At 70.9% G+C, this 15,927-nt stretch carries 15 protein-coding genes; 12 read left to right on the forward strand and 3 right to left on the reverse strand.

Annotated elements, in window-relative coordinates; translation table 11 throughout:
• Together MQV74_RS40375 and MQV74_RS40380 are read right to left on the reverse strand one after the other, a co-directional pair.
• Complete coding sequence (locus MQV74_RS40375; RefSeq protein WP_242729421.1) at positions 1–2,631, reverse strand: hypothetical protein; 2,631 nt, start codon at positions 2,629–2,631, stop codon at positions 1–3.
• A 411-nt stretch (positions 2,632–3,042) separates the two neighbouring features.
• Positions 3,043–4,530, reverse strand: a complete 1,488-nt coding sequence (locus MQV74_RS40380; protein WP_242729422.1) for a SulP family inorganic anion transporter — start codon at positions 4,528–4,530, stop codon at positions 3,043–3,045.
• A gap of 431 nt (positions 4,531–4,961) precedes the next feature.
• On the opposite strand from MQV74_RS40380, the gene MQV74_RS40385 reads away from it, so the two are divergent.
• The 10 genes from MQV74_RS40385 to MQV74_RS40430 all read left to right on the forward strand — a co-directional run bounded on the left by MQV74_RS40385 (position 4,962) and on the right by MQV74_RS40430 (position 13,826).
• Positions 4,962–5,420: a MerR family transcriptional regulator gene (locus MQV74_RS40385; protein ID WP_242729423.1), complete on the forward strand. Its 459-nt coding sequence runs from the start codon at positions 4,962–4,964 to the stop codon at positions 5,418–5,420.
• A 96-nt stretch (positions 5,421–5,516) separates the two neighbouring features.
• Positions 5,517–6,335: an alpha/beta fold hydrolase gene (locus MQV74_RS40390; RefSeq protein ID WP_242729424.1), complete on the forward strand. Its 819-nt coding sequence runs from the start codon at positions 5,517–5,519 to the stop codon at positions 6,333–6,335.
• Positions 6,336–6,679: 344 nt separating this feature from the next.
• Positions 6,680–7,507: an MHYT domain-containing protein gene (locus MQV74_RS40395; protein ID WP_242729425.1), complete on the forward strand. Its 828-nt coding sequence runs from the start codon at positions 6,680–6,682 to the stop codon at positions 7,505–7,507.
• Positions 7,508–7,794: 287 nt separating this feature from the next.
• Positions 7,795–8,100: a hypothetical protein gene (locus MQV74_RS40400; protein WP_242729426.1), complete on the forward strand. Its 306-nt coding sequence runs from the start codon at positions 7,795–7,797 to the stop codon at positions 8,098–8,100.
• 248 nt (positions 8,101–8,348) lie between these two features.
• Entirely contained in the window at positions 8,349–9,170 is an 822-nt protein-coding gene (locus tag MQV74_RS40405) for an SGNH/GDSL hydrolase family protein (RefSeq protein ID WP_242729427.1), read from the forward strand.
• Positions 9,171–9,187: 17 nt separating this feature from the next.
• The gene (locus MQV74_RS40410) at positions 9,188–10,432 is read left to right on the forward strand and encodes an acyltransferase family protein (protein ID WP_242729428.1); all 1,245 of its coding nucleotides are present in this window, start codon (positions 9,188–9,190) and stop codon (positions 10,430–10,432) included.
• A gap of 128 nt (positions 10,433–10,560) precedes the next feature.
• A complete protein-coding gene (locus tag MQV74_RS40415) occupies positions 10,561–11,154 on the forward strand; it encodes a GerMN domain-containing protein (protein WP_242729436.1) in 594 nt (197 codons plus the stop codon).
• 58 nt (positions 11,155–11,212) lie between these two features.
• Positions 11,213–11,905 (forward strand): response regulator transcription factor, encoded by a 693-nt coding sequence (locus MQV74_RS40420; protein ID WP_242729429.1) that lies wholly within the window; start codon positions 11,213–11,215, stop codon positions 11,903–11,905.
• Positions 11,902–13,338 (forward strand): sensor histidine kinase, encoded by a 1,437-nt coding sequence (locus MQV74_RS40425; RefSeq protein WP_242729430.1) that lies wholly within the window; start codon positions 11,902–11,904, stop codon positions 13,336–13,338. The genes MQV74_RS40420 and MQV74_RS40425 overlap by 4 nt, the downstream gene beginning before the upstream one ends.
• The gene (locus MQV74_RS40430; protein ID WP_242729431.1) at positions 13,335–13,826 is read left to right on the forward strand and encodes a GerMN domain-containing protein; all 492 of its coding nucleotides are present in this window, start codon (positions 13,335–13,337) and stop codon (positions 13,824–13,826) included. Before MQV74_RS40425 ends, MQV74_RS40430 begins: the two co-directional genes overlap by 4 nt.
• Before the next feature lie 88 nt (positions 13,827–13,914).
• Here the strand turns inward: MQV74_RS40430 and MQV74_RS40435 are convergent, their stop codons facing one another.
• Positions 13,915–14,697, reverse strand: a complete 783-nt coding sequence (locus MQV74_RS40435; RefSeq protein WP_242729432.1) for an MBL fold metallo-hydrolase — start codon at positions 14,695–14,697, stop codon at positions 13,915–13,917.
• Between the two features lie 96 nt (positions 14,698–14,793).
• On the opposite strand from MQV74_RS40435, the gene MQV74_RS40440 reads away from it, so the two are divergent.
• Together MQV74_RS40440 and MQV74_RS40445 are read left to right on the forward strand one after the other, a co-directional pair.
• A complete protein-coding gene (locus MQV74_RS40440) occupies positions 14,794–15,396 on the forward strand; it encodes a TetR/AcrR family transcriptional regulator (protein ID WP_242729433.1) in 603 nt (200 codons plus the stop codon).
• A 35-nt stretch (positions 15,397–15,431) separates the two neighbouring features.
• The coding region (locus MQV74_RS40445) for an alpha/beta fold hydrolase (RefSeq protein ID WP_242729434.1) at positions 15,432–15,927 on the forward strand (496 nt) is incomplete at its 3' end.

The following is a 15,927-nucleotide window of genomic DNA, read 5'->3' on the forward strand; positions in this document are numbered from 1 at the left end:
TCACGCCCTCGGGTACTGGTGCACGTCGAGCGCGGCGTGCTGGGCCGGGTCGATGAGGTTGACGATCAGCCATTTGCAGAGGAAGCAGAACACGCCCCGTAGGTCGGCGTCGTTCGTCGCGCCTTTGTCCTGGCCGCGCATTTTGCATTCACCCGACGCCCGGTAGAAACCGCCCGCGAAGTGGTTGCCGCCTTCGAAGATCCCCACCATCCGGTAGGCGAACTTCGGTGGCACGAAGCCCGGCACGTTGATGGGGAGATCCGTTTCCTCTTCCCTTTTCCCGAAGGGCTTCGTCGTGTCGCGGTTCCGGTTCAGCGGGCCGTGGCTGCGCTGGTTCGCGGGACTGGGATCGGCGACGAAGTCCCGTACCGCCTTGTCCACCACGAAGACCGGTAGCCCCGAGGTGTCCGTCCGCTGGGCGAACACCACCGAGCCCTTCTTGAAGACCGGGATCGCCGCGACGGCCCCCGGGGTCTGGAGGAAGAGGGTGCCCTGCTTCTCATCGGGCCTGGATGCGATGGTCAGATTGGTCAGCATGTCGCCGGGTGTGGCCGACAGTGGCAGCTGCCGGTTGTCCGCACCGGTCGTGAAGTTGCGCACCGTCACCTTGGCGTTGTCCGTGAACGCCTGGACCCACTTCCCCATGTCGGCGGTGCCGACCGTGACTTCGAATATGTCGGGCAGCAGTGTCTGGGACGGCTTGAGCAGCCTTCCGGATGTCCGCACCCGGGGAACCTCGAACCATTTAATTCTGCCGGGGTTGAGCTTTCGGTCCTGCGGTGGTGCTCCCTGGTGCAGGAAGCTGAGCTTCGCCAGATTGTCGAATATCACGTCGCGGAACGGGTCGTTGTCCCCCTTCTGGTCGCCGCCGAAGTCCTCGTACTCGTCTCCCAGGTTGAAGGAGTGGGCGAACTCATGGGCCACCTTGTTGACGAGGTGGTCGATGTCGGTGACCCCCAGGGGCTCCTTCGCCACGACGGGTGGCGGAGGAGTCCTCGTCATCACCGGTCTGGTCCCCGACGCCGTGGTGAACTCGACTTTCCCCTGCCTGCCGACTGTCGAGGCCGTCATCGTGCCCTTATTGAAGGCCGTGCCGCCCAGGAGTGATTCGTACGCGATGATCGCGACCATCCCCCGGCTCTTGCGGAAACGAGTGTCGTCGGGAACCCAGTTCTGCCCGATGGGGAGGTTCGGTGAATCGGAGAGACGAAGCCCTGTCAGATAGCCGAGAACCGAATTTCCCGGGTTCGCCGTATTGCTGTTCGCATATACCTCGGGGGCGTGCCGCCGCGGATCGAGTTCCAGCGTCTGATGTCCCGAGACCCGGTAGAACTCGTAGACCCGGTCGATGAACTCCTTCAGACGCGGGGCGTTCGGTGTGTCACCGGCGGGCGGCTGGACCGCGGGTTCCCCTCCACCGTGGAACCTGCCGCCGTCGGCCCACCGGCGGCCGAGGTACAGGCCGTAGAACGTGTCCGACGCCTGGAGGAACCCCTCCGACTGGTGCGCCTTCCACGTCTCGACCACCAGGTCGCCGGCCCTGCCTTCGACGAAGTCCGTCAGACTCTGCCCCTTCCACAGGTCCCTCAACTGCTGCGGAGACCGGTCCTCGCCGCGCCGGGGCAGACCCACGCGCTCGACCAGCTCCTGCACGCTGTAACTGTTCTCCGGAAGGCCCCGCGGGTCCGACTCGGGAATGCGGCGGCCGGTGAGGTCGACTCCCTTTCCCGCCGCGCTCACGACGCGCGGGCCGCAGGTGACGAGTTGCTGCTCGGAAGGTTCGAACGAAGAGAAGACGTTGAAACTCTTGCTCAGGAGCGCGTAGGGCTGGTGTCTCGGCTTTTCGAACATGTCGCGCACGGTGCGCTGGACGATGCGGTCGAACAACTGGGCGTCCTGGGCCCGGAACCCCTCCGCGACGAAGACCATGTTGCACTGGTCCTCATGGTTCGCCACGTCCGCGGCCCTGACCCGAGTGAGCGTCGACCGGGACTTCGCGTAGTCGACCACCCGCACCGGAAGGACGTCGACCTTGTCGGTGCCTTTGAGTTTTCCCGTGATGATCACCGGGGCCGTCGTCTCCGCCGCTCCCCGTAGCCTTCCCCTCGGAGCGACCACCACGTCCGAACTCGGGGACTCCAGCTCGATGTAGTCATGCCCTGTGATATCTCCGACCGCGTCCGTACCGGCTGCACGATGCTCGCTGAACCTGGCGTAGAGCGACGGCTGGGCGTGCGCGAACTTGCCGTCCTTCGCTGTGGCCATGGATGTGTTCCCGAACCACCATTCCTCGATCTTCTCGTGCACCTGGAGCCTGCCCACCACCACGCCGAACCCGCCGCCGACGGTGATCTGGAAGAGATAGACCCCGGGCTCCTTGGCCGTCACGACTCCCTGACTGTTCACCGAAGGGAGTCTGTTGAGCCTGTCTCCCACCGAACGGTGCGGAGCGAAGAAGTGGAATGTGCTGCCCTGCGTCTGTTCGGTCAGCACGAATGGCTGGGGCGCGGCCTCGGTAAAAGTGCGGCTGAACACCTGGATCTTGAGCGGGAGGTCGCCGGTGAGTACAAGATGCAGATCGAGGTGTGGAAAGACGGGAAGATCCGCGGTGATAGGAACCGTGCTGGCCATGGTCACTCCCACCGGTCGATCTCCAGGCAGCGAAGGGATCCGATCGTCCCACCGCCCCCAGGCCGAAGGAAGAGGGAATGCGACATGGCCTGAAGAATGCGGTGGTCGGACCGAAAATCAACGCTGCCGGAAGTTATCGCTCCAGTCGGAAGAGAACACTCGCCCGACTTGCCGCGAGGTGATGCCCGGTGCGTACTGGACCGCTCGCTCTTCTCCATGCTGACACCGGTGTGATGGCACGGGTGTCCTCCTGCGGAGCCGCTCCGTTCCCGTGGTGCGGAACAACTGCCGGAAGTGGTTGACCGACGGGTGTGTGACGGTGGCGGCTGAGATCGACCTACCGGTCCTCACGAACAGAGGACTCCGGCGGTTGGGCCCGAGTCCTCTGCCGTGAACGTGCGGGTACGGGGGTCAGTGGTGGGTCAGTTCACCGGTGAGCTTGCCGTGGAGGTGGGCGCTCGGGTCGTTCAGACCGGTGATCTCGACGGCCTTGCCGCGCTGGGCGTACTTGGTCTCGATGGCGTCGAGGGCGGCGACGGAGGACGCGTCCCAGATGTGGGCCGCGCTCAAGTCGATGACGACCTTCTTCGGGTCGGTGGCGTAGTTGAACCGGCCGACGAGGTCGTTGGAAGAGGCGAAGAACAGCTCACCGGTGACCCGGTAGACGACCGTACTGCCGTCGGGGGCCGTGACGGCGGTGACCTCGGCGAGGTGGGCGACGCGCTGGGCGAAGACGACCATGGCGGTGACGGAACCGACGACGACGCCGACGGCCAGGTTGTGGGTGGCGACCACGCAGGCGACGGTGATCACCATGACGACGATCTCCCCGGCGGGCATCCGCTTGAGGGTCTTCGGCGCGACGGAGTGCCAGTCGAAGGTCGCGCACGACACCATGACCATGACGGCGACGAGTGCGGCCATGGGGATGTCGGAGACGACGGGGCCGAAGACGATGCACAGCACCATCAGGAACGCGCCCGCCAGGAAGGTCGACAACCGGGTACGGGCGCCGGACACCTTCACGTTGATCATTGTCTGGCCGATCATGGCGCAGCCCCCCATGCCGCCAAAGAAGCCGGTGACGACGTTGGCGATGCCCTGGCCGATGGACTCACGGGTCTTGTCGGAGTGGGTGTCGGTGATCTCGTCGACGAGCTTCGCGGTCATCAACGACTCCATCAGCCCGACCAGGGCCATGGCGAACGCGTACGGCGCGACGGTGGTCAACGTGTCAAGGGTGAGCGGCACGTCGGGCAGACCCGGCACCGGCAGGGAGGCCGGCAGTTCGCCCTTGTCGCCCACGGTCGGCACCGCGAGGCCTGCCGCCACCGTGATGACGGTGAGGATGCCGATCGAGACCAGCGGGGCGGGGACCGCGGTGGTGATCTTCGGGAAGAACACCATGAGTGCGAGGCCACTGACGATCAGCGGGTAGACCGGCCAGGGAACGTTCCGCATCTCCGGTACCTGGGCCATGAAGACCAGGATGGCGAGGGAGTTGACGAAGCCGACCATCACCGAGCGGGGAATGAACCGCATCAGCTTCGCCACGCCCAGCGCGCCCAGGACGACCTGGAGGAAACCGGCGAGGATGACGGCGGCCACGAGGTAGCCGAAGCCGTGCTCCCGGTTCAGCGGTGCGATCACCAGCGCCACCGCGCCGGTCGCGGCGGAGATCATCGCCCGGCGCCCGCCCACGATCGAGATGGTCACGGCCATGGTGAAGGAGGCGAACAGACCGATGACCGGGTCGACACCGGCGATGATCGAGAAGGAGATCGCCTCGGGTATCAGCGCGAGGGCCACGACCAGGCCCGCGAGGACCTCGGTGCGCCAGACCTTCGGGTCGGAGATCCAGTCGGGCTTCAGGCCGCGCAGGCGCGCGGCCGGTGACACAGCGGCAGCAGGGGACAAGGGAGACGGAACCTGTCGTACTCGGGCACGCCCCTTTGCGGCAGCCCGGGGCGTGCGGGAAGGACGCGCGGGGGCCGGGCCGACACCCCGCAGGGCGGCTCCGCGAGGTGCGGAGCCGGAAGTCGAGAAGGGGGCACGGAGCGGGGCCCGCGCAGCAGCGCGGCCGGGCTCACGTCCGAGGGTGGAGCGTCACGGCGGACAGGCGGCGGCGCCGGGCGTCATGGGCTCGCGCACGCTTGGCTCCTGCGGGAATCGGGTCTTCGCCGGGGCTTCTTCGGACCCGACACGGCAACGGCGAGGCGGCGGCCGACCGCCCCCACCCTCAGCAACTCTACCCTAACGTTAGAGTAGGGATGGGTGGCTCCCTCCCGGGCCGGGCCTGCCGACGACGAGAAAGCCAGAGGACCACGGGCGTGGACGGAAAGCACATGCAGATCGGCGAGGTCGCCGCGCGCACGGAGCTGTCGCTGCGCACCATCCGGCACTACGAGGAGACCGGACTGGTCGCCCCCTCCGCCCGCTCCCAGGGCGGCTTCCGCCTCTACACCGAAGCCGACGTAGCCCGGCTCATGGTCATCCGCCGCATGAAGCCCCTCGGCTTCCCCCTGGACCAGATGCGGGACCTGCTCGACGCGACCGATCGCCTCGACGCCGGCACCACGCTCGACGCTGTCGAGCGCGAAGCCCTGCTGGAACGCGTACGGACCTACGAGCGGGCCGCCGCCGAGCAGGTGGAGAAGCTGCGGGTCCAGCTGGCCCGCGCCGAGGACTTCGCCCTCACCCTCCGCGCCCGCCTGGAGCGGAACGCTCCGGCCACCCCCGTGCAGGACCGCGGCACCCCCGGCCCGACGCGACCCGGGCGAGGGCGGTAGCGGCAGCCGGACGGTCGGGGAGCTTTCGGGAGTGCGTGCGACGCGGCAGGATCCGCTCAGAGCCGGCGGTGAACACGATGGAGCGGAGGGCATTCCATGGGTGAGCACATCGAAGCCAACGGGACCACGATCTGGACCGAGCGCCGCGGTCACGGGCCCGACGTCCTGCTGATCGCGGGGTTGGGCGACCCCGCGGAGGCGTGGCAGTCCCAGCTCGACGGGCTGTCGGACCGCTACCAGGTCACCGCCTTCGACAACCGAGGGGCCGGGCGGACGCCGTTGCCCGAGGGGCCCCTGTCCGTGGCCTCGATGGCCGCCGACACCGCGGAACTACTGCGCGTGCTCCACGTCGGCAGGGCGCACGTCGTCGGCTTCTCGGGCGGCAGCGCGATCGCACAGGAGCTGGCGCTGCGTCACCCTGCGGCCGTGCACAGCCTCGTCCTGGTCAGCACCTGGGCGCGGGCTGATCCCTACGTCACCTCCATGACCCGCTTCTGGCACTGGCTGGTCACGGAAGCGCCCGACGAACGCGCCATGCTGGAGGCGTTCTTCCTGTGGATCTACTCGCCGCGCGCCCACGCCGACGGCACGGTGCAGCGGATCATCGACGAAACGCTCGCCTTCTCCCACCCGCAGTCCGCCGAGGCCTTCCAGCATCAACTCGAGGCGTTCATGCAGCACGACACGCTCGATCGACTGCCCGGGATCACGACGCCGACCCTTGTTCTGGCGGGTGAACGGGACATCGCCACGCCACCGCGGCTGGGGCGGATCGTGGCGGATGCCATCCCGGGTGCCCGCTTCGAGGTCCTGCCGCGCGAGGCTCACCAGCCGTTCCAGGAGTCCCCGAAAGCGTTCAACGCCCGGGTTGATGCCTTCTGGCGCGAGGTCGACGGCAGCACGCCGGTCTCCTGAAGGTCCGACTGCCCGGCCCTCGGTCCTTCTCCCGCGCTGGGAGCAGACCGGGAGCGGGAGGCGGAGAGGGCGTCCCTGAACGCCAGTACTGCAAAGTTCACGTATTTTCGCGGCCAAGATCAACAGTTACAGCAACCGGACCGTAGCCTTCCGCAACACTGCTCGGCCGCTTGCCCGTTGAGCACCCGCGCCACGCCGCGCCGGGCACTCCCGGCAGCCCGTACGCAGGGATTCCCAGGCATTTCTCCGTGCAGACGGCAGGTTTCCACCGGTTAGGGTGATCTTTTCCCAAGGGCGCCCTCCTTCCTCATTGCCCTCGAATAGATACATAAGGTTCTTCACGCATGCACGGCACGATCGACGGCTTCCACTACGGCCTGATCACCCCCATATCCGGTTACATCATGGCGTTCCTGGGCGCCGCTCTGGGGCTGCGCTGCACCGTCCGCTCCTTGCGGACCGACCGCTCGTGGAAACCGGCCTGGCTGTCGCTGGGCGCGGCATCCATCGGCTGTGGCATCTGGACCATGCACTTCATCGCGATGCTCGGCTTCCGGGTCCAGCAGGTCTCCATCAGCTACGACACAACGCTGACTGTCCTCAGCCTCGTGGTGGCCGTCCTGGTCGTGGCGATCGGCGTCTTCACCGTCGGCTACCGCGGCACCGCACCGCGCGTGCTCCTGAGCGCGGGTGTGCTCACCGGGGTCGGTGTCGCCGCCATGCACTACCTGGGCATGGCCGCGATGCGGATGCGCGCCGCCATCGACTACGACCCCGTCATCGTGGCGCTGTCCGTCCTCATCGCCATCGTCGCCGCGACCGCCGCACTGTGGGCCGCCGTCTCCATCCGCGGATTCCGCGCCAGCCTCGGCGCCAGCGCCATCATGGGCCTGGCCGTCACCGGCATGCACTACACCGGCATGGCCGCCGTCAGCGTCAACGTCCACGCGCACACCACCAGCACGTCCCACCGCGGCTCACCCGCCCTGGACATGCTGCCCATGCTCATCGGCCCCTTGAGCTTCCTGGTCATCGCGGGCGCCATCGTCATGTTCGACCCGCTGCTCATCATGGGCGACGACGAACCACGCCCCGGTGCCCATCGGCGGACGACCGCCCCCGGCGGCACGCGCACGGCACCCTTGCCCCCTCCTCCCGGCTCCCGCTACTGAGGCCGTCCCCGGCGAGCCGTCATCCGATGGGCCAGGGGTGCCTCGCCCTCCACGGAAGTCGGCAGACTGGGCACCGAGGGGCCGGCTCACGCTCCTCTCCCGGGCCTCGCGCGGCCGACCACCATGAACCGTGTCCCGCGCGGAGCCCGGAGCCCACGTACGACCCTCACGTCGCGCGGGGCCCGGGCGGTAGGTTGGGGCAGGTTGAGGACCCGCCAGGCAACACCGCGTCAGCAAGGCATCGCGTCCCGCTGGTCGCGGCCCTAGTGAATGAGTGTGCTGACCCGATGATGACCACCGCGCAGTACGAGGCGCTCCACCACTTCCTCGCCGACCGGATAGCCGACGTCGGCCCTGCGGCTGCGGGCGACCCGTTCACTGGTGGTGTCAACGCCCAGCTCATCATCCACAGCGACCTCCTCCTGCGCCGCGACCACAGCGCGCTCTCCGCGCGGGACGCCGCCTTCATCGACGGGCTCGGCCTGGCCCTGCAGCACGCCGCGGCCCGCTTCCACCACCATCCCGACTACCGGCAGGTCTGGACCCCGCCCCGCGTCGAGGCCCGCCACCTCCTGGACGGCGACTACAGCTGAGCCCCACCGGACCGCGGCTGCCGTCGGCCGTGTCATCAGGTCCCAAGGCAGCCATGACGGCGGGGCGCAGCACCCGGCCATGAGCGGACCACCACCCGGCCCGTCATCGCACGCGCTTGAGCGGACCAGTGGAAGCCGGGCCGACGCCGCCGCCCCCGCGAGCGGTCTTCATGACGGCGTCCCGCTCATCATGTGACCGGACGATGACAACGCCTCTCGTCCGTGATCCGCGCTGGTTGCCTGGTGCCATGCACACCGAGACCACCACCTCCCCCCGTCGGGCCCGGCGCACGCGCCGTCGGCACCCTCTTCTCCTCGCCTCCCTGCTCACCACCGCGACGGCCGTGGCCCTGACGGGCTGCGGCGCGGGCAGCGACAGCGCCGACACCTCCGGGCAGGGCACACCCGCCAAGACCGGCAAGAGGGTCCTGTGGATGGGCGACTCCATCGCCGGGAGCGAGGCCCCGGCCCTGGGCGCGGCCCTCAAGGCGAGCGGCGTGGCGTTCAAGGACGCGTCCTCCACGGGTGGCGGCACGGTCGTCACCGGGGACAGGATGGCGGGCCAGATCGCCCGGACGACGTGGAAGGACCTCGCCGAGAACATCACCTCCTTCCGGCCGAACGTCATCGCCTACCAGATCACCACCTACGACTGGGGCACCTCCGCTCAGCAGCGCGCCTCGTACGTGAAGCTGGCGAAGACCGCGCACCGGGCCGGTGCCGAGCTCGTCCTGGTCTCCGCCCCGCCCTTCAAGATCGATGACTTCTACCGGAAGTACGAGGGCGCGATCAGGTCCGCGCCGAAGGCGGCGAAGCAGGTCGCCGCGGCCGCCGACGGCAAGGTGCGCTTCCTCGACGCCGACGCCCTGTGGGGCACGGACGCCACCGCCGACAAGGCGCAGCGCTCCGCGGACGGCGTCCACTCCTGCCAGCAGGGGTCGGCCGCCTTCGCCCGCTGGTTCACCGACCAGCTCGGCAAGGAGCTCTCGTTCGAGCCCGCCGCCCCGGAGAAGTGGGCGAAGGGCCGGTGGACCGCCGACAAGCGGTTCGGCAAGCTCGGCTGCGGCTGAGCGGCCCGGAGACCGACATGCGACCGCTTCTGCCCGGGCCCGGGTTGCGCCGCCGTGCCCACCGTGCCGCACCACCCGCCCGTGGCCGGGCGCGGCACATCGCCCCGCTGGACGGTCTGCGGGGGTGTGCCGTCCTCGCCGTCCTGCTGTTCCACGCGGGGCACTTGGGAGGCGGCTTCCTCGGCGTCGACCTCTTCTTCGTCCTGTCCGGCTTCCTGATCACCGGTCTGCTGCTCGGCGAGACCGCGCGCCGGGGGCGCGTCGACCTGGCCGCGTTCTGGGGGCGGCGGGCCCGGCGGCTGCTGCCCGCGCTGACCGTCATGGGCACCACGACCCTGCTGCTCACGTGGACCCTCGGGACACCGGCGCTCCTGGGCTTCGCGCTCGACGACGCGCCGTGGGTGGCCGCCCAGGCCGTGAACTGGCACTTCGTCACCGAGCAGATCGGGTACTGGAACGCCTCCGGCACCCGCGTCTTCGCCCATCTGTGGAGCATCGCCGTCGAGTGGCAGTTCTACGCCGCCTGGCCGCTGGTGGTCGCTCTCGCCGGGCGCGGCCGGGGAGGGGAGCGGCGCGTCGCCGTGCTCGCCTCAGCGGGCGCGCTGGTGTCGCTCCTCCTCATGCTCCGCCTCGGCGACGCCGTGGACACCACCCGGGCGTACGAGGGCACCGACACCCGCGCCTTCGCGCTGCTGCTCGGCGCGCTCGCGGCCACCTCACCGGTGCGTGGCCTGATCGCCCGCGTCCCGGGGCGTCTCGCGGGCGCCGCGTCCGCCGTGCTGGTCTGCGGACTCGCGGCAGCGTGGGCGCTGACCGAGGGGCAGCACGCGCCGGGCCTCTTCCAGGGCGGCCTCTTCGCGCATTCACTGGCCTGTGCGCTGCTGATCGCGCTGCTCGCAACCGCACCCGACAGGCGCGCGGGCCGAATACTCGGCAGCACGCTCCCCCGCCGCCTGGGTGAACTGTCCTACAGCCTCTACCTCTGGCACTGGCCGGTGTATCTGCTGCTGCCCGCCGAGGTGCTCGGCGTCGGCGGCTGGGGCCGTACGGCGCTGGCCATCGCCGTGTCGCTGGGGGCGGCGGTCCTCTCGAAGATCCTGGTCGAGGACCCGGTGCGGTTCCGGGCTCCGTGGGCCGCGGGGCGGCAAGGCCTGGTCGCGCTCACGGCGGCGGTCGCCGTGGCGGTGGGAGCGTGGGCCCTCGTACCGCAGCCTGATCCGGGCGCCGGGACGGTGGACGTGGAGCGCCTCAAGACCTCGTAGGCACACCGGCCCGGCAATCGGCCGGACGGCACGAAGGCAGACACAATGGGAAAAATATCGGCAATGCATCAACTGGGATGGCGTTTCCAGGACGGGGACCACGTGCTCCTGAGGGTGACCGCGTGCGGATGACGCGTGAGGCGCCGCAGCGCGCGGGGCGTCCGGTACGCGCAGGCGTGCGCCTTTCGGTGCGCGTCTGCTCACTGCCGCTCGCCGCGCTCGCTCTCACGCTCACCGGCTGCGGGATCTCGGACTCCGGGCCCGCGCACGCCGGTGCTCCCGCGCGTGGGGAGCGGGCGGGCACAGCCGACCGCACCCTGCGGATCACGCTCGTCGCCCCGCACGGGTCCTGGGCCGTGATCCGTTCCGCGCCCGCCCACGCCGGGCCGCAGCAGGCCCTCGACGCCCTCCTGGCAGGTCCCACCGCGTCGGAGCGGGCGCGCGGCATCACCACCGCGCTGCCGCAGGGGAGTCACCGGGTGCGCGCCGTGGCCGCCCCGGGAACCGTCGATCTGTATCTGCCGTGGCTGGTGTCGGAGCTGCCGCGGGCGGCCGTCAACCAGTTGGTGTGCACGGCTGCCGCCGCGCCCGGAGTGCCGGGCGGAAAGCGTCCCCCGGACGTGGTCGTACGGGTCCACGAGTCCGGCCTGTCCGGCGAGCCGTGGCGCGTCCGGTGCGACGAGACCGGCTCCACGGCGCCCCTCGGCACGAACGACCCCTGAGCCGCCCGCGCGGCGGTTCCTCCCCCGACGGCGAACGAGTAGAAAGCGAAGGTCCTTCATGACCCGCGTCCTGCTGATCGAGGACGACCCCGGCGTGCGCCGGGGCGTCACCCTGGGCCTGCGCCGCCGGGGGCACGAGACCGAGGCCGTCGGCACCGGCGAGGACGGCCTGGAGTCGCTCGCCGCCTTCGCCCCGGACATCGTCCTGCTCGATCTGATGCTGCCCGGCATGAGCGGCCTGGAGGTGTGCCGCCGCATCCGCGAGGTCAGCCAGCTGCCCATCGTGATCCTCTCCGCGCGCGGCGACGACGTCGACGTCGTCGTGGGCCTCGAGGCGGGCGCCGACGACTACATCGTCAAACCCGCCAGCGACGAGGTCATCGAAGCCCGCATGCGCGCGGTCCTGCGCCGCCTCGCCCCGCCCCCGCACACCGCCGCGGCCCACGGGCAGCCCGAGACGCACGGCGGCCTGGAGATCGACCGGAGCGCGCTGCGCGTGGCCAGGCACGGCACCGAACTCGCCCTTGCCCCCTCCGAACTCAAGCTCCTGCTCTTCCTCTCCGCTTCGCCGGAGGCCACCTTCAGCCGTCAGCAACTCCTGGAACAGGTCTGGGAGCACAGCTACTACGCGGACGCCCGCCTCGTCGACGCGTGCGTGAAGCGGCTGCGCGCCAAGATCGAGGACGATCCCCGGCAGCCGCGCTACGTCCAGACAGTGCGCGGGTTCGGCTACCGGTTCGGCCCGCTGTGAGGCGTCGGCTCCTCCCCCGGGGGCTGCGCACCCGGCTCGTGGTCGCGTTCGTCCTCGTGTCCGCGCTCAGCGCCCTGACCACCGCCGCCCTCACCTTCCGGCAAGCGCGGGCCGCGATCCTGGACCGGGCCCAGGACAGCGCCGTGCACGACCTGCGCACCCAGGTCGACTCCCTGGCCCCGGACCTGCCGGCCTCCCCCACGGGCGCGGACCTGCGCGCCCTCGTGCTGCAGCTCGACCGGGCCAACGGCGCGCGCGGCTGGCGCACCGCAGCCGCCTTCGACGGCCGCGCCCCCGTCACCGTGACGGGTCCCGCACCCGCGCTGCCCGCCCGGCTGCGCGCCGCGGGCGGAGCCGCCCGCGGCGCCGTCGTCCAGCGCTTCCACCACGACGGGACCCCCTGGCTCGCCATCGCCCTGCCGGTGACCCTCGGCGAAGAGCCCTCGCGCCCTTCCGGGCTCGTCGTGTACGCGTCCTTCTCCCTGGCGTCGCAGCGCCGGGACGTCGACGCGCTCGTCTCCGCGGCCCGCGCGGGCGTCGTACCGGTGGTGATCCTCTCCGCCGTGCCCGCGCTGCTCGCCGCCCGCCGCGTCCTGCGCCCGGTGCGCCGACTGCGCTCGGCCGCCGAGGGCATGGCCGCGGGCGCCCTGGACACCCGCATCACCGTCGTCGGCGACGACGAACTCGCCGACCTGGGCGCCACCTTCAACACCATGGCCGCGACCCTCCAGGCCGACGCCGCCACGCTGCGGAGCATGGAGGCGAAGGCGCGCAGGTTCGCCGCCGACGTGTCCCACGAACTGCGCACACCGCTCGCCGCGATGACCGCCGTGACCGGCGTGCTCGACGCGGACGCCGCCGCCGGGGACCTGCGCCCGGAGACCGCCGAGGCCCTCGCCCTGGTCGCCGACGAGATCCGCAGGCTCGGCCGCATGGTCGAGGACCTGATGGAGATCTCCCGGTTCGACGCGGGCGCCGCCGCCCTGCACCTCGACGAGATCGACGTCGGCGAACTCGTCCGCAAGACCCTCGGCCTGCGGCACTGGCAGGACCAGGTCGCCGTGGACGTGCCCACGGGCCTGCGAGCCCGCCTCGACCCGCGCCGCGTCGACGTGGTCCTCGCCAACCTCGTCGGCAACGCCCTGCGCCACGGCGGCCCCTCCGTCCCCGCGCGCGTGCGGGCCAGGGCCGTCGGGGACACGCTCGTCCTCACGGTCACCGACGCAGGCCCCGGCATCCCCGAGAACGTCCTGCCGCACGTCTTCGACCGCTTCACCAAGGGCGACGCCGCCCGCGCCCGGAGCGAGGGAAGCGGCCTCGGCCTGGCCATCGCCGCCGAGAACGCGCGCCTGCACGGCGGCACCCTCACGGCCGCCAACGCCCCCGGTGGCGGGGCGGTGTTCACTCTCACCCTGCCCCGGGATCCCGCATGAGGCACCCCGCGGCCCTGGCCCCACTGCTCGCCGTGACCCTGGCCCTCGCGCCCCTGACCGCCTGCGGCGTCGACGACACCGGCCCGGCCCCGGCAGGACCCGCGGCATCCGGCATGCCGCGGGTACACGAGCGCCCCTCACCCGCCGTGCACGTGTACTTCTACTCCGCCACCGGTCTCGAACGCGTCTCCCGGCTCCATCGGGGCCCCGACGCGCGGCAGCGGGCCATCGAGCAGCTGGTGCGGGGCCCCGACGCGGCCGAGCGGGGCCGCGGTCTGATCAGCTTCGTTCCCTCCGGCCCGGGCGAACCCACCCTGAACGTCAGCGCGCGGGGCACCGTCGACCTCTTCCTACCGCCCGACTGGGAACTCGGCCGCACCGCCCTGCGCCAACTCGTGTGCACCGCCACCGACGGGGCCCAGGACGCCGAGGTCCGGCTCCACCAGGCGGACGGCGGCCCCCCGACCATCGAGAGGTGTACGCGCTAGGCAGTGAGCCGCCCCGCGCACCCCAAGCACGGCGCCCCCTCCGTCCGCGAGCCAGGACGCGCCCCCGTCGGCGCGGCCGGGTCTGCGGTCATGTGGCCAAGTCCAGCCACTCCCCGACGGCCAGCACGCGTGCGCGCCGTCCGGCGTGAGTGCGGAACTCCCCCTCCGGGTCGGAGACCTCGACATAGCCCGCGATCTTGTCCGGCTGCTCCGGCTCGTAGTGCATCGGCACCGCGTACCGGGCGTCGAGGATCTCCGCGGCCGCGGCGGCCTGCCTCGGGTCGAGCGCGGCGGGCAGCGGGCTCGGCGGCTGCAGGTGCGGTGCGTCGACCACCGCGCCGTTGGCGGGCAGGAACACCGCGTCGAACGGGCTGAACCGGCGCGCGATCAGCCACCAGTAGCCGTGGAACATCGTGTCGCCGCCGTGGAAGACCCGCTGCCCGTCGGCCTCCACCACCCAGTTCAGCTGCGGGTCGCCAAGGCCGTCGACGGCGGGGACCGCGGTGACGCGGAACGGCCCGACTTCGCGGGTGGCCCAGGCGTCCACGATGTCGGGGGCCAATTCGTGCAGGACCAGCTCCCGCTCGGCCAACAGCGTCGTCACGTTGTCCACGTCGTCGCCATGACCGGGCGCCGGTCGCAGCAGCGGCGCGCCCGGCGTCAGTACGTCCGCGAGCGCGGCCGCGTCGGTGTGGTCCCGGTGCAGGTGGGTGACCAGCGCGGCGGTGGCCTTCCCGCTCGGCACCGCCAGCCCCTCGCCGGGCTTCCACCCCGTGAACAGCGGTGACAGGTCCCGCACGTAGTCGAGCACCAGGCGCTCGCCGCCTGCCTCGATCTCCAGTCCGGCCCAGCCCAGTCGGCGCACCCGCATCTCGCACTCCTTCGTCCGTTCCGGTGGCTGCCGCGAACGTTAGCGTACGAGCGTTCGCCAAATCAATAGCGAACGCCCGTACGCTACCCTCGGCGCATGTCACCACGACGTTCAGCGGCCGAAGCGCAGGCCACCAGGGGCCGGATCCTCGACCGTGCCGCCGCGATCGCCTCCGCGGAGGGCCTTGACGGCATCACCATCGGTCGGCTCGCCGAGGAGCTGGAGATGAGCAAGTCCGGGGTCCACAAGCACTTCGGCACCAAGGAGACGCTCCAGATCTCCACGCTGGACAAGGCGTTCGTGGACTTCTGGCACCGGGTGGTCGAGCCCGCCCTCACCGAACCGCCGGGCCTGCGGCGGCTGCGCGCGGTGTGCGCCAACTCCGTGGGTTACCTGGAAGCGCCCCTGCTGCCCGGCGGCTGCCTCATGACCGCGGCGCTCAGCGAGTACGACGGCCGCCCCGGCCGCGTCCGCGACGCGGTGGCCGAGGTGTGGTCGCGCTGGCGGAACCAGCTGCGGTCGGACCTGACCGCGGCGGTGGACAACGGCGAGCTGCCTGCCGGGTTCGACATCGACCAGGCACTGTTCGAGATCGTCGCCGCCGGCCTCGCGCTGAACGCGGCCATGCAGCTCCAGCACGACCGGGCGGCCGCCGCCCGGGCCCGCCGCGCGATCGAACGGGCCCTCGACCAGTCGTGACCACACGTTGCATCTGATTCTCAGGAGGTCCGGAAATGGCTGAGCTGTATCCGCCGATCGAGCCGTACGAGAAGGGGATGCTCGACGTCGGTGACGGCAACCTCGTGTACTGGGAGGTCTGCGGCAACCCGGACGGCGAGCCCGCGCTCGTCGTTCACGGTGGGCCGGGGTCCGGGTGCGGGACCGGGGTGCGCCGGTACTTCGACCCGGACCGGTACCGGGTGGTCCTGTTCGACCAGCGTGGCTGCGGCCGCAGCACGCCGCACGCGAGCGACCCCACCACCGACATGTGGCACAACACCACCCAGCACCTGATCGCCGACATGGAGCGCCTGCGGGAGCACCTGGGCATCGACCACTGGCTGCTGTACGGCGGCTCGTGGGGCTCCACGCTGATCCTGGCGTACGCCGAGACGCACCCGGAGCGGGTGTCGCAGATCGTCATCGCCGCCGTCACCACCACCCGGCGCTCCGAGATCGACTGGCTCTACCGAGGGGTCGGCCGGTACTTCCCCGAGCAGTGGGAACGCT

Source organism: Streptomyces sp. AN091965 (genome assembly GCF_022698285.1).
In the GTDB taxonomy this organism is placed as follows: domain Bacteria; phylum Actinomycetota; class Actinomycetes; order Streptomycetales; family Streptomycetaceae; genus Streptomyces.

Bases quoted from the DNA above. Each gene is read 5' to 3' on its own strand.
- MQV74_RS40375 (WP_242729421.1), bottom strand. From the start codon at position 2,631: ATGGCCAGCACGGTTCCTATCACCGCGGATCTTCCCGTCTTTCCACAC.
- MQV74_RS40390 (WP_242729424.1), top strand. From the start codon at position 5,517: ATGGGTGAGCACATCGAAGCCAACGGGACCACGATCTGGACCGAGCGC.
- MQV74_RS40395 (WP_242729425.1), top strand. From the start codon at position 6,680: ATGCACGGCACGATCGACGGCTTCCACTACGGCCTGATCACCCCCATA.
- MQV74_RS40400 (WP_242729426.1), top strand. From the start codon at position 7,795: ATGATGACCACCGCGCAGTACGAGGCGCTCCACCACTTCCTCGCCGAC.
- MQV74_RS40405 (WP_242729427.1), top strand. From the start codon at position 8,349: ATGCACACCGAGACCACCACCTCCCCCCGTCGGGCCCGGCGCACGCGC.
- MQV74_RS40410 (WP_242729428.1), top strand. From the start codon at position 9,188: ATGCGACCGCTTCTGCCCGGGCCCGGGTTGCGCCGCCGTGCCCACCGT.
- MQV74_RS40415 (WP_242729436.1), top strand. From the start codon at position 10,561: ATGACGCGTGAGGCGCCGCAGCGCGCGGGGCGTCCGGTACGCGCAGGC.
- MQV74_RS40420 (WP_242729429.1), top strand. From the start codon at position 11,213: ATGACCCGCGTCCTGCTGATCGAGGACGACCCCGGCGTGCGCCGGGGC.
- MQV74_RS40430 (WP_242729431.1), top strand. From the start codon at position 13,335: ATGAGGCACCCCGCGGCCCTGGCCCCACTGCTCGCCGTGACCCTGGCC.
- MQV74_RS40435 (WP_242729432.1), bottom strand. From the start codon at position 14,697: ATGCGGGTGCGCCGACTGGGCTGGGCCGGACTGGAGATCGAGGCAGGC.
- MQV74_RS40440 (WP_242729433.1), top strand. From the start codon at position 14,794: ATGTCACCACGACGTTCAGCGGCCGAAGCGCAGGCCACCAGGGGCCGG.